Genomic DNA, 13,707 nt, shown 5'->3' on the forward strand with positions numbered 1-13,707 from the left:
TCTGACAATGGGCGTGACGGATTGTCGAACAGCGTTGTCATGCCGTCGGGAAGATGCGGCGGAGCAGGTCGTCCGCTGCGGTGCGGAAGTGGTGGAGGTCGTGGGCGAGCTTGCCGTCGCGTTTCCGGAAGTGGCCGTCCACCAAGACGTTGGCGACGTCCGCGGCGGTCGCGGTGGCGACGACGGCGGACGGGACCACGTCGGGGGCGACATTGATCAGGCCCGCGTAGCCGGTGACGGTGATGAGGTCCGCGCGCTTGCCCGGCGTGATGGAGCCGGTCCGGTTCGCCAGGCCGATGGTGGCGGCGCTGTCCAGGGTGGCGGAGCGCAGGAGGTCGGCGGCGGGTGGGTGGGTTTCGGTGGCGGACGGGGTGGTCAGGCGGCGTTGGGCCAGAGCCGAGCGGAGTTGGTCGAACATGCCCGCCGGGGACGTGGTGACGACGTCCACGCCTAGGCCCGCACGGGCGCCGTGGGCCTGGGCGCGGTCGAGGATCGGGCGGCCGTGCCCCATCGTCGACTCGACGCAGGGGGTGACGCTGATGGGGCAGCCCCGGGCGGCCAGGCGGGCGAGCAGGGCGTCCGGTAGGGCGTTGGCGTGCACGAGTTGGGTGTCGGGGCCGAGGGCGTCGAGGACGGGCTCGAGGCCGCGGCCGTCGTGCAGGTGCATCGTGGTGGGGACGCCCAGGTCGCGGGCCAGGGCGAGGTGCCGCGCGGTGTCCTCGACCGGGCCGAAGTCCGGCCCCAGGGTGGCGATCGCGAGGCTGGTGGTCGACGCGGGCAGGTCGCGGTGGAGGGCGCGGATGGTCGCTTCGTCGTCGGCGTCGCCGTAGGCGTAGACCGCGCGGATCCCGGTGGTGCGCAAGGCGTCCACGGCGGCCGCCGCGTGGTCCGCCGTGGTGGCGGGGTTGCTCCAGTCGACGACGGTGGTGATGCCCGCGTCGAGGGCCTCGGCGGCGCCGAGGAGGGTGGCGGTGCGCAGGTCGTCGGGGGAGTGGCGGCCCGCGAGCGTGCCCAGGACCAGCGGTAGGTAGCCCGCCAGGGTGAGGTCGGCGGTGAGGCCGCGCAGGGGTGCCTGCCACACGTGCCGGTGGCTGTCGACGAACCCCGGTAACACCACCTGACCCGACACGTCGACGACCTCGCCGTCACCGCCGTCCGGGCCGACGTAGGTGATCAGCCCGTGCTCGACCACCACGTCCGCCCCGGGCAGCACCCCGATGTCGGGGTCGACCGCCACCACGAACCCGCCGCGCAGCACCAGGCGCATGAGACCTCCCAAGAAGCTTTGTCGATAACTTTTTAAAAAGGTAACGACGTGGGGCGCGGTGCGTCAAGAGCCCTACACTGCGGCCCATGGGTAGCGGTGGCGACGTGACGGACGGGATCGTGGCCGCCTGGGCGCGCGAGCTGCCCGACATCGACGGCCCCGCCCTCGCCCTGGCCAAGCGCGTCGCGCGGTTGGCCGCCGTGCTCGACGCCGCCACCGTCGCCCAGCTCACCGCCCTGGGGCTGACCAAGGCCGAGTACGAGATCCTGGTGACCCTGCGCGCCGCGGGCGACCCGTTCACGCTGCGCCCGTCGGAGCTCTCCGCCCGCCTCCGGCTGACCTCCGGCGGCACCAGCAACGTCCTGCGCAGGCTCACCGACACCGGCATGGTCGTGCGCGACGCCGACGAGACCGACGCCCGCGGCCTCTGGGTGCGCCTGACCCCCGCGGGCGCCGGTCGCGCCGAGGCCGCCGCCCGCGCGGTCAACCGCGCCACCGTCAAGCTCCTGCGCGACGTCCCGCCCGCCACGGCCGAGTCGGCCTCCGGCCACCTGCGCGACGTCCTCATCGCCCTCGACGACATCTGAATCGACCGCTGAACCGATATCGGCAGGCCGCCCACTCGAAATTGCGGCTGAAATTGCCACCACCTGTCCTAAAAATGTCCAATCCCAGGTCGGGCGGCTGTCTCCCTTTGTCGGCGGGCGCGCCTGTTCCGGGATTCGGGTGAGCCTTGCATTCCGGCCGGGACTGTGGTGATTATCGACCTGTGAAAGAACATGGGCGGAAGGCGAACCCGTTACGGAACACCGTCGTCCACCGGCGAGCACCGGCGCCGGTGACCGGCGGATGGTGAGCGAGATACGCCTGTCCACCCGGCTGACCATCGCGGCGTGGCGGCGCCACCTGGGGTCGGGGGGCGGGCCGCTGACCGAGAGCGGGGCGTGGCGGCCGGGGGTCCTCAAGGGCGGGCTGTGGTTGGACCTCACCGCCGTGGAGTTCGCGCACCTCGGTGCCCTGGCACGGATCCTGCTGCTGCTCGACGCGGCGGTGCGCGACGGGGTCGGCGCCACGGTCGTGCTGCCGACGGGTGTGTTCGGCGCGCGCGACCGGTGGTTGGCGGACACCGGCGCGGCACCGGTGCCCGACCAGTTCCTGCGCCGCGCGGCTCGCCAGGCCCGCTCCCGCGCCGAAGCGCGCGGATTCCTGCGCCATTCCGGTTTCGACGACGCACTACGCGCGCCGCACTGGCCCCCGGGCGCCGTGACGGTGCTCGACGCGGAAGGCGCCACCGCGGAAACCCCGCCCACCCCCGCCACCGTGCCGGTCGACGGCGGTATCCGGTTCCCCGGCGCGCCGCAGGAACGCAGGGTGCTGCCGTTCCAGTGGCTGCACCACGACGCGGGCACGGGCCTCGGCCTGCCGGAGGCCCTGGCGGGGATCACCCGGCGGCTGTCGGACATGGGCCTGCCCGCGGCGGACGCGTGGGCGATCACCCACGCGCTGGTCGTGGAACTGGTGGACAACATCGGCAAGCACGCCAGGGTCGGCCCGTCCGACCCGCCGTACGCGCTGGTGGCCGCGATCCTGGTCAACGAGGGCCTGTACGCGACCCGGCGCACCGACCTGCCCCGGTCGGGCGCGGCGCTGGCCGACGTGCTGCGCGAGGGCGGCGACCGCCGGGTGCTGGACCTGCTGGTGGGCGACTCCGGCACCGGGCTGGTCGCGCGCAGCGCCTCGGCACCGGCGGACGAGGCGGGCGACGCGATCCTGGCCGCCTTCGACCGCAAGCACGCCGCGGGCGTGCCGGTGCGCCGCGAGGGCAACGGCCTGTGGCGGGTGGGCAGGCTGGCCAGCGGCTACCGCGGCCTGGTGCAGGTGACCACGGCGGGCACCACCGCGGGCAAGTCCTACCTCGACCCCGACACCGAGGAGCACGTGTTCGAGGGCGACCAACTCGTCGCCCCGGGCACCCTGGTCGAGGCGTCGCTGCTGATCGCGGGCACCCCCGAGCCGGTCCGGGGCAAGCCGTGGCGCGGGCGCCCGGCGTCCACAGTGGACGACGACGGTCCGATGGCGGTGGTGCCGTGCGACCTCGACGGCGCCGACGGCATCGGCGACGCGGACCGGACCTGCCTGCGCAAGGCGGTGCGGGCCAACAACCGCGCGGGCGTGGTGGTCGTCGTCCCGGTGACCCCGCCGCGGCTGTCCGACAGCGCCCTCAAGACCGCCCTGGCCCGCGTGCTGGACACGGTGAGCGCGATCCCCGACCAGGTGCCGCTGGCCGTGGTGCTGCCCGACGCGGGCGTGCGCATCCTCGACCTGTGCGTGGCGGGCATCAACTCCCACGAGGACGCCCAGTCGTGGTGGCCCGCGCCGCGCAGCGCGGTCCTGGTCATGGGCGCCACCGGCACGCCGCGGTGGTGCGGCGGACCCGCGCGGCTGCGCGCGGTGCTCGACGCGCTCACCGAACTCGGCGGCGCGCTGACCCACCAGGTGCTCCGGTCCCGCACCGGCGCGTCCGAGGTGGCGCACCAGGAGCTGTGCGCCTGGCTCGGCCGCTACCCGCACCTGCTGTCGGTGACCGACACCGGGATCGCCCTGCGGGTGTCCCCCGGCGACGCGGCGCACGCCATGCGGCACTGGGCGCGGGGCCGGTTGGCCGAGACCATCCGCGACGCCGGACCCGGTGTCACGGCGGGCCACTTCCGCACCCCCACCCTGCGCCACACCAACCGCTGGATCCGGGTCCGCACCCTGCTCGACGAGGTGGTCGGCACCGCGACCGCGGGCTGGGTGCTGGCCCGCATGGTCGAGGAACGCGCGGACCTGCACGGACCGGAGAACCGGGCGGTGGCCCGCGTGGTCAACACCGCCACCGAGCCGCTGGCGGGCCAGCTCAGCGAGTGCCTGTGGATCGGCGGCCGGTTCTACGCCATGCCCGGTGAGCTCGACCTCGACGGCGTCGCGGTCAGCGAGCAGGTCCCGCAGCACGCGGAAGTCGTGCTGTGCGCGGACATCCTGTCCACGGAGAACACCGTGCGCCGGGCCGCCGCGGCCATCGCCGCCCGGCAGGCGGTCGTGGTCGCGGTGGCCTGCGTCGTCGACAGCCGCGACCACGACCGGCAGATCCGCATCTTCAACCGCGACGTGCCGGTGGTGTCGCTGGTGTCGGTCGACATCAGCGCCGGTCCCACCCCCGAGAGCCCGAAACCGGTCGACGTCGACCCGCTGCTGCTGGAGCCGGTGCGCCCGCGCGCGGCCCGCCGCGCCTACCTCGACGAGGAGACCCTGCTCGGCTGGCTGGCCCGCGACCCGGACTGGCTGCGCCTCGGGCACTTCGACCGCGCGCCGCGCAACCGGCACTTCAGCGCCTACCTGCGGTTCGACCGGCTGCTGCGCACCCCGGCGGTGGCCACCCGGATGCGCGACGCGGTGCGCGGCGCGCTCGACGACACCGCCGGGCTCTGGCGCGCGGGCCTGTCCGCCGACCCGTTCGCCACCTGCGAGATCTGGTACCCCGAGGCCCCCGACGACTTCTCCGCCCTGCTGGACCTGGTCGGCGACGCCCTGGCCGCCGACGGCCGCCGGGTCACCCACCGGCGGCTGGTGCCGCGCGCCGTGGCGGGCACCCGGTGGAGCTACCCGACCGCGCTGGACGTCGACGCCCCGCCGGGCGCGGTCGTCGCCGTCGACGCCGGGTCGCTGACCGGCAACTCCATCGTCCAGCTCATCCGCCTGGCCGTCTCGGCGGGGGCCACCGCGGTGGTGGTGATCGTGGCGCTCAACCAGCTCGACGACCGCGACGCCGACGCGATGCTCGCCCTCAGCTCCATGCGCCCCGACGACGGCGGCACGCCGGTGCCGGTGCAGGTCCGGTTCCTGGCCAACAGCAGCCTCACCGGCCTCAGCGTGCGCAACTGCGCGTTGTGCGAGACCCGCGACCGCGCCGACGAGCACCTCCGGACCGCCCCGGCGGTGCTGCGCTCGCACGTGCGCGTGCTGCGCGAGCGGACCCGGCTGCGGCCACTGCGCGAGGGGTTCGGCACCCCGCCGACCGACCTGTTCGACGTGCCAGTCAACGGCACCGACCTCGCCGACTACCTGCGCTGGCGCACGCTGCTCGACCGCGCGCTGCGGGTCACCGAAGCGCGCCAGACGGTGGTGGACAAACTCTCCGGCCTCACCCGCGTCACGCACGTCGGCCCGGGCGGCACGTGGTCGCGGGCCAACCTGGTGCGGCTCATCGCCGCAGAGCAGCAGTGGCTGAAGCTGCCCCCGCTGCGCCACGCCGCCCCCCGCGCCCTGCTCGGCGAGGTGTGCGCGACGATCCTCGACGAGCCGCCCACCGCGCTGGCCTGGCTGCGCGCCCAGGCCGTCATGGTGATCGCCGCCGCCGACCCCGCCAACCTGGTGGGGCGGCTGCCCCGGCTGCTCGCGCTCACCGTGGACGAACCGGTGATGATCAACCAGCTGCTGCTGGAGTGCTACCGGCTGACGCTGCGCCCCGCCGTGGACTCGCCGGTGGACCACGACGCGCTGCGGCTGTGCCTGGACCGCTGCCGCGACCGGCTCGACGAGCTGATGGTCGACGACCGCGACCCCGCGTCGATCGCGGGCCACCGGGCGCTGGTCGACCAGATGCGCTCGATCCTCGACGACCGGGACCGCCCGGCGCCCACCGACCCGCAGGAGGCGTGGCACCGGCTGCGGCGGGACTACAAGCCCTACGTCGAGGCGCACAACATGGAGTCGATCCTGCTGCGCGTGCGCGACCACGTCGAGGACCTGCCCGGCGCGCGCCCCACCCCCGAGCGCACCAAGGAGGCGCTGGCGGACTGGGACCGGTGCGCGCGCCACCTCGGCGAGAAGGCGATGCCGAACCTGCCCGCGCTGGTCGGGATCCTGCAGGGCGAGTACGTCGCCGACCGGATCGGCACCCAGGAGCAGCGGGCGCTGGTCGCGGTGGCCGACGGGGCGGGCGTCGCGGCGCTGCACCAGGTGCAGAACCTGCTGCACGAGGTCACCGGGCAGTGGCTGCCGACCAACCCGGGCTGGTGCGCCACGCGCGAGGAGCTGCTGCGCAGGCTGCGCTGGTGGCACCGGGTCTTCATGGACCCGCACGCCGACGGCGAGGCCCCCGCGCTGCTGGTCGGCCTGGTGGGCTCGGTGCCGACCTGCCCCGCCGACCACGTCGAGCGGCTGCTGGCGACCCGCGCGCCCGGGCCCACCGCGCACCGGGGTGAGCCCATCGGCCGCACCGCGCGGGTGTTCTGCCCGGGACCGCTGCTCGAGGCCGTGGTCGCCCACGCGCTGGACAACATCACCCACCACGCGGCCCCCGGCGGTCAGCGGCCCCGCGTCGAGGTCGACTACCGGCTCGGCGAGCACTTCCTGGAGCTGCTGGTGCGCAACACCGGCACCCGGCCGCGGTGGCCCGCGGGCCGCGGGCTGCGCGCGTTGAACGAGCGGCTGCGCCCGTTCGGCGGCTCCCTGGTCGGCAATGCCGAGGACGACGAGGACTGGACTTTTACCGCGAACGTGACACTTCCGCTGTGGCGAGGAGCGTGACACCAGATGGTCCACCGCATCCGGGGTTTGATCGTCGACGACGTGCCCGAGAACCTGAAGAGCGTCAGCACGCGGCTCAACCAGTACCTGCGGGAGCAGGGCTGGGCGGTCGACTGGACGATGCTCGACGACCCCGACGCCGCGCACGCCGCCATCTCCGGGGCGACCGCGGGCGGCGGCTTCCACCTGCTGGTCATCGACCTGCTGTTCGAGCGCACGACCGGGGGCGACGAGGCCCGCGGCCTGGAGTTGGTGGCGCTGGCCCGGGCCGCGCTGCCGCACTCGTACGTCTTCGTCATCAGCGAGGGCGACCGGCACCGGCACAGCCTCTTCGCGCGTGCCATGGAACTCGGCGCGAACACCGCGGTGCGGCGGTGGGAGTTCAGCGTCGAGTCGCCGTTGACGAGCCCGGCGGCCATCGCCACGGACATCCGCACGTACCTGCTCTACAACGGGACCGTCGAGGAGATCGGGGTGGTGGTCGACGAGAGCGACCCGGCCGTGGTGACGCTGCTGCACGAGGTCGGCAACCCGACCATCGCCCAACTGCACCGCCAGGTCCTGGAAGCCGACAACGAGACCGCCGACGTGGTGCGGGTGCGCCACCTCGCGCCCGGCGTCTCCGGGGCGCGGATCTGCGCCACCGAGGCCCCGCTGCGGCACGGGACGACCGCCCACCACGTCCTCAAGCTCAGTCGCGACCTCGACGGCCTGCGCGAGGAGACCGCCCGCGCGGCGCGCGCGCCGAAGGTGATGTCGTCCAGGTTCGTCGTCCAGCCGCACCGGGCGGTCGGGCCGGTCAACGGTTGGTGGGCCACGGGGTCCGTGTGCGAGCGGGGAGTGACCACCGCCCGCCAGTGGCTGGGCACCGGACCCGCGCCGGAACGGGCGGAGGACGCCTTCGCCACCCTGTTCACCGAGGCGCTGTCGCCGATGTACTGGGCGACCGCCCGCGACGAGTCCGGCGACCCGATGGACGCGTTGCGCCTTCCGTTGCGGCGCAGGCAACTCGTCCTGCGGGCCGTCGACGAGCTCTGCCCCGTCCTCACCCGACCGGACGGCGGCGGCCTCGGCGACACCACCCGGCTGCGGGCCGATCTCACCGCGTACGCCGTGGAAGGCCGACTCGCCGGCGTCTACGTGCCGCGGTGGCCCGACAAGCGCTGGAGCACCCACGCGCACGGCGATCTGCACTGCGGCAACATCCTCCTGCTGCCCGGCAGGCACCCCGCCCCGATGCTGATCGACTTCAGCGACTTCGGCCCGGCGCACTGGGCCACCGACGCGGCCCGACTGGTCGCCGACCTCGTGGTCCGGGTGGTCGACGAGGGCCCGGAGTCCTTGTTCTTCACCGGGTTCGCCACCTGGCGCGCGCTCGCCGCCGCCGTCGGGGACCTGTCGACCGACCTCGTGGCGGTCACCGACAGCCCGGCCACCAACGCCACGCTGGCCGCCCTGCGGTGGATCACCGGGCACCTGCGCGAGATCTGCCCGCCGCTGACCAGCGAGGTGGACTTCGCCGCGCACCGCTGGCAGTGGCACATCGCCTTCTGCCTGTACCTGCTGCGGTCGACCTACCACTACGAGGTGCCCGGCCCCAAGCGCGCCTTGGCCCTGGTCGCCGCGCACGACCAGCTCCGCGCGGGCGCCGAAGCGCTCACCGGCCATGGTCGGTGAGGTCAGCAATGTGGTCACGGGGCACGCGGGCGCGGTCCTGCAGGTGGGATCCGTGGTGCGGGCGCGGGAGGTGAACGTGTGGTCGGGGGCGCGGATCCCGGTGCCCCGGCAGCTGCCACCGGACACCCCGGCCTTCACCGGCCGCGACTGGGAGTTGCGCACACTGGACTCCGCCTTGGCCGACGGGACCAGGCTGTGCGTGGTGACCGGTCCGCCCGGGGTGGGCAAGACGGCGTTGGCGGTGCGGTGGGCGCACCGGGTCGAGCACCGCTACCCCGACGGGCAGCTCGTGGTGAACCTGCGCGGCTTCGACCGCGACGGCAGGCCGTTGCCGCCCGCGTCCGCGTTGGACGACTTCCTCCTCGCCCTCGACGTCCCACCCGGACGGATCCCGGTGGACCTCGACGCCAAGGCCGGGCTGTTCCGGTCGCTGGTGGCCGAGCGGCGCGTGCTGGTGCTGCTGGACAACGCCCGGGACTCGGCCCAGGTGCGGCCGTTGCTGCCCGGCGCGCCGGGGTGCGCGGTGGTCGTGACCGGTCGCAACGTGCTGTCCGGACTGCTCACCGAGGACGGTGCCGCGTTGGTCCGGGTGCGACCCCTCACCCGCGCGGGCGGCGCGCGCATGCTGGCCGCCGCCGTGCCCGGCGCGGACTCCGACACGGCGCTGTCCCGCCTGGTGGACCTGTGCGCCGGGCTTCCGTTGGCGTTGCGCATTGTCTCCCAGCGCTTAGTCTCCGACCCGCACACGGCGCTCGCCGATCTCGCCGACGAGCTCGGGAACTCCCGCACGCGCCTGGCCGGGTTCGAGGTCGACGAGGAGTCCGTGGCGATCCGCGCGGTGTTCTCCTGGTCCTACGACATCCTCCCGCCGGACGCCGCCCGGCTCTTCCGCGCCGCGGGCCGCCACCCGGGTCCGCACTTCAGCCTGGACACCGCCGCCGCGTACGCCGACCTGCCTCTCCCGCGCGCCCGCCGGGCCATGGCCACCCTCACCGCCGCGCACCTGGTCGAGACCACCGGGCGGGACCGGCACCAGTTCCACGACCTGCTCCGCTGCTACGCCGAGGACCGCGCCGCCACCGAGGCACCGGCGCGCCGCCGGGCCTCCGTCCGCAGGGCGGTCACCGGGTACCTGGCCGCCGCGGAGGCGGCGTCCCGGTTCGTGCGGCCGGTGCGGCCCCCGCTGAGCACCGAGCCGGGGCGGGAGTTCTCCGACTACGACGACGCGGTGGCCTGGTTGGACGGTGAGCGCCCGAACTTCCTGCCGGTGGTGCGGATGGCCGCGCGGGAGGGGCTGCCGGAGCTGGGTTGGCGGCTGGCGGGCGCGCTGTGGCCGTACTTCGACCTGCGCAAGCCGTGGGAGGAGTGGACCGCGCTGCTGCGGGTGGGCCTGGCGTGCGCGCTGACCGCCGGGGACCGGTTCGGTGAGGGCCTGATGCGCCACGACCTCGCCTTCGGGTTCCGCCACCGCGGCGAACCGGCCGAGGCGGTGGTGGAACTGGAGCACGCGCTGGCGGCGTTCCGCGCGGTGGACGGGACCTGGGGCATCGGGTCCTGCCTGAACTGGCTGGGCGACCTGCGGCGGGCGCTGCGCCAGTTCGAGCCCGCGCTGGAGTCGTGCGAGCGCGCGCTGGGGGAGTGGCGGCTGGCGGGGGACCTGGTGGGGGAGACGTGGGCGCTGCGGAACCTGGGACTGATCTACCGGGACCTGGGTGACGACGAACGGGCGCTGGCCGCGTTCGCCCGCGCCCGCGAGTTGTTCGAGCAGCGGTCCGACTCCCGGGGGCTGGCGTCGGTGCTGCGCAACGAGGGGATCATCCTGCGCCGGACGGGGGAGTTGGCGCGATCCCGGGAGACCCTGGAACGCGCGCTGGCGATCCACCGGGCGCGCAACGACGAGTGGAACGAGGCGTGCTCGCTGGAGCGGCTGGGGGAGACCAGGTACGCGACGGGGGACACGGACGCGGCGGTGGCGGCGTGGCGGCGGGCACTGGAGATCTTCGAGAAGTTCCACGACCACCGCGCCACCCGGGTACGACTGCTCCTAAGTGGACAGTAGCGCGGTCGGTGCGCGCCGCCGAGGTTGAGCGTCACCACGCCCGCCACGATCAGCGCCACCCCGACGACCTCGAACGCGATGGCCAAGGCCAGGTAGACGAACGCGGCCAGGGCCGCACCTCCAACACTCGGGACGGATGGGACGGCGCCGACCGGCTCGGGCTACCTGGGGCGGGCGCGCACGTGGGCGCGCTCGCCCTGCGGTCCGAAGAGCACCAGCGTCTCCACGGCGCGGCCGTCGGCCGAACCGAGCCAGTGCGGCAGGGCGGTGTCGAACTCGGCGGCCTCGCCGGTCGCCAGCACCAGGTCGCGGTCGCCGATGACCAGGCGCAGTCGGCCGGTGAGGACGTAGACCCACTCGTAGCCGCCGTGGGTCTGCGGGGTCGGCTCGGCGGGCTCCGCGCGCTCGGGGATGACCACCTTGAACGCCTGGAGGCCCCCGGCGCGGCGGGTGAGCGGGATGAACGTCATCCCGTGCCGGTAGATCGGTCGCAGGTGGATCCGCGGATCCCCGACCCGCGGCGCGCCGACCAGGTCGTCGAGCGGCACGCCGTAGGTGCGGGCCAGTGGCAGCAGCAGCTCCAGCGTCGGCTTGCGGCCACCGCTCTCCAGGCGCGACAGGGTGCTCTCCGAGATCGCCGTCGCGGCGGACAGGTCGGCGAGGGTGAGGCCGCGTTGCCCGCGCAGCGCCCTCAGCCGGGGGCCGACCGCGGCCAGTACGTCGTCGTCCATGCCGCCCATCTTGCCGGGGTGGCAAGTTTTCGTGCTCTTCCGGCCAGGTGGGGCGAGAGTGGGGCGATGACCACACGAGACATGGGCCCGCCCGGCACCGGTACCCGGGAGAAGGACGTGCTGACCGCCTTCCTCGACTACCTCCGCGCCGCCGTGGCCGCGAAGGCCGAAGGCGTCCCCGAACCGCACGTCCGCGCGCCCGGCGTCCCCTCCGGCACCAGCCTGCTCGGCCTGGTCAAACACCTCACCCAGGTAGAGGCCCACTGGCTGCTGAGCGAACCCGTCCGGGACTGGCAGGCGGGCCACCACCCCGGTCCGGACGAGACCGCGGCGTCCGTGCTCGCCGCCTACCGCGCGACGATCGAGCGGGCCAACGCCGAGATCGCCCGCTGGTCCACCCTCGACGACCCGAGCCCGCCGCGCCGGGGCAGGCGGGGCGTCTCGCCCTCCCGCCGCTGGACGCTGGTCCACCTCATCGAGGAGACCGCCCGGCACGCGGGCCACGCCGACATCCTCCGCGAGCTGCACGACGGCGCGACCGGCCGCTGACCCCGCGTGCTACTGTTTGGGCAATCGCCCAAGGCGAGTGACCTGGGCGATCGACCAGGAGTGGTGATGGCGGGTGTGACCGCGGCGGACCGCGGGCGTGAGGTGCGGCAGCGGCTGGTGGCGGCGGCGACCGAGTTGATCGTCGAACGGGGGTGGAGCGCGGTCAGCACCCGGGTGCTGGCGGAGCGGGCCGCGGTCGCCCCGGGGCTGGTGCACTACCACTTCTCGTCCCTGCGGTCGTTGCTGACCGAGGCGGCCGTGGCGGCGATGCGCGAGGCCGCTCAGGTCGTGGACCCACTGTTGGCGCGGGCGGGCACGCCCGAGGACGCGGTCGACCTGCTCGTGGGCGCCTTCGCGGAGTACACCGGGGACGAACCGGTCTCGCTGCTGTTCACCGAGACCTACCTGGCCGCCACCCGCGACGAGGAGTTGCGGCGCGCGGTCGCGGGCGTGGCGGCCGAGGTCGGCGACCGGCTCGCGGTGTGGCTGGGGGAACGCGGCGTCGCCGATCCGGGGCCCACGGCGGCGGTGTTGATCGCCGCGATCGACGGACTCCTGTTGCACCGCGCGCTGAACCCGTCGTTGACCGCCGACGCCGTGGCGCCCGTGCTGCGCAGGTTGTGCGCCGGCCCGGAGCCGAGGAGGAGTGGGCCGTGATGAGGGTTGTGATCTGCGGGGCCGGGATCGCCGGTCTGACGTTGGCCGAGCGGTTGGCCACGCGTGGCTGGGACGTCCTGGTGGTGGAGAAGGCGCCGCGGCCCCGCGAGCAGGGGTACATGATCGACTTCTTCGGGGTGGGCTACGACGCCGCCGAGGCGATGGGACTGCTGCCGAGGTTGGCGGAACTGGGATACCGCGTGCGCGAGGCGGCCTACCTGGACGAGTCCGGGCGGCGGCGGACGGGGATCAGCTTCGCGCGGTTCGCCTCGGCGCTCGACCAGCGGTTGCTCAGCATCATGCGGCCGGACCTGGAACGCGCTCTGCGCGAACACCTCCCGGAGCGGGTGGAAACGCGCTACGCCACCACAGTTGCGCGCGTGACCGACGAGCGCAGTGCCGTGCGGGTGGGGTTGAGCGACGGCACCGAGGTCGAGGCGCACCTGCTCGTCGGCGCCGACGGCATCCACTCCGCGGTGCGCCGACTCGTGTTCGGGCCGGAAAACCCCTTGCGGTACTTGGGTTTTCACACCGCCGCGTTCACCTTCGACGCCCCGGACATCCGCGACCGGGTCGCGGACCGGTTCTGCCTGACCGACACCAGCGACCGCCAGATGGGCTTCTACGGCCTGCGTGACGGCCGCGTCGCCGCCTTCGCCGTGCACCGCGCCGCCGAACCGGGCTCGCCCGCCGACCCGCGAGCCGAGTTGCTCCGCGAATACCGCGATCTGGGCTGGGTCGTGCCCCGCGCGCTGGCGGCCTGCCCGCCCAACGACCAGATCTACTACGACCAGGTCGCCCAGGTGGACCTGCCCGCCTGGCACCGGGGCCGGGTCGTGCTCGTCGGTGACGCCTGCGCCGCGGTGTCCCTGCTGGCGGGTCAAGGCGCTTCGCTGGGCATGGGCGGGGCGTACGTCCTGGCCGGGGAGCTGGCGGCGCTGGACTCGCTGGACTCGCTCGACTCAGTGGGCTCGCCGGACTCGATCGGCGCGGCGCTGGCGGGTTACGAACGCCGCTGGCGTCCCGTGATCACCGAGAAGCAACGGGTCGCCCGCGCCACCGCCCGCTGGTTCCTGCCCCGCTCCCGGACCGAGTTGTGGGTCCGCCGCGCCGCGCTGGGCCTGGCCCGGCTCCCGGTCGCCGACCGGCTCCTGGCGACCGGCCTGGCGGGCAAACCCGCGCGCCTCAACGCCTGA

At 74.4% G+C, this 13,707-nt stretch carries 9 protein-coding genes; 7 read left to right on the top strand and 2 right to left on the bottom strand.

The genetic code is table 11. The features are described 5' to 3' along the window. Positions 1 to 37: 37 nt before the first annotated feature. A complete protein-coding gene (locus tag V5P93_RS18260) occupies positions 38 to 1,267 on the bottom strand; it encodes an amidohydrolase family protein (protein ID WP_104481299.1) in 1,230 nt (409 codons plus the stop codon). Positions 1,268 to 1,353: 86 nt separating this feature from the next. Between V5P93_RS18260 and V5P93_RS18265 the strand changes: the two genes are divergently transcribed. The 4 genes from V5P93_RS18265 (at position 1,354) to V5P93_RS18280 (ending at position 10,574) form a co-directional block, all read left to right on the top strand. After that, positions 1,354 to 1,854 carry a MarR family winged helix-turn-helix transcriptional regulator gene (locus tag V5P93_RS18265; RefSeq protein WP_104481300.1) on the top strand — a complete coding sequence of 167 codons (501 nt, stop codon included), beginning with the start codon at positions 1,354 to 1,356 and terminating at the stop codon, positions 1,852 to 1,854. A gap of 265 nt (positions 1,855 to 2,119) precedes the next feature. Then, positions 2,120 to 6,838 carry a hypothetical protein gene (locus tag V5P93_RS18270; protein ID WP_146108215.1) on the top strand — a complete coding sequence of 1,573 codons (4,719 nt, stop codon included), beginning with the start codon at positions 2,120 to 2,122 and terminating at the stop codon, positions 6,836 to 6,838. 6 nt (positions 6,839 to 6,844) lie between these two features. Next, positions 6,845 to 8,515: a phosphotransferase gene (locus V5P93_RS18275; RefSeq protein WP_104481302.1), complete on the top strand. Its 1,671-nt coding sequence runs from the start codon at positions 6,845 to 6,847 to the stop codon at positions 8,513 to 8,515. A 10-nt stretch (positions 8,516 to 8,525) separates the two neighbouring features. Beyond that, complete coding sequence (locus V5P93_RS18280) at positions 8,526 to 10,574, top strand: tetratricopeptide repeat protein (RefSeq protein WP_181043707.1); 2,049 nt, start codon at positions 8,526 to 8,528, stop codon at positions 10,572 to 10,574. Positions 10,575 to 10,735: 161 nt separating this feature from the next. Here V5P93_RS18280 and V5P93_RS18285 read toward each other — a convergent pair whose 3' ends face one another. Then, positions 10,736 to 11,314 (bottom strand): helix-turn-helix domain-containing protein, encoded by a 579-nt coding sequence (locus V5P93_RS18285; protein WP_374066383.1) that lies wholly within the window; start codon positions 11,312 to 11,314, stop codon positions 10,736 to 10,738. Between the two features lie 57 nt (positions 11,315 to 11,371). On the opposite strand from V5P93_RS18285, the gene V5P93_RS18290 reads away from it, so the two are divergent. From V5P93_RS18290 to V5P93_RS18300, 3 genes are all read left to right on the top strand, one after another. Further along, positions 11,372 to 11,854, top strand: a complete 483-nt coding sequence (locus V5P93_RS18290; RefSeq protein ID WP_104481304.1) for a DinB family protein — start codon at positions 11,372 to 11,374, stop codon at positions 11,852 to 11,854. A 66-nt stretch (positions 11,855 to 11,920) separates the two neighbouring features. After that, the gene (locus V5P93_RS18295; protein WP_181043708.1) at positions 11,921 to 12,511 is read left to right on the top strand and encodes a TetR/AcrR family transcriptional regulator; all 591 of its coding nucleotides are present in this window, start codon (positions 11,921 to 11,923) and stop codon (positions 12,509 to 12,511) included. After that, positions 12,511 to 13,707 carry an FAD-dependent oxidoreductase gene (locus tag V5P93_RS18300; RefSeq protein ID WP_104481397.1) on the top strand — a complete coding sequence of 399 codons (1,197 nt, stop codon included), beginning with the start codon at positions 12,511 to 12,513 and terminating at the stop codon, positions 13,705 to 13,707. Before V5P93_RS18295 ends, V5P93_RS18300 begins: the two co-directional genes overlap by 1 nt.

This window comes from Actinokineospora auranticolor, assembly GCF_041897805.1.
Lineage (GTDB): Bacteria > Actinomycetota > Actinomycetes > Mycobacteriales > Pseudonocardiaceae > Actinokineospora > Actinokineospora auranticolor.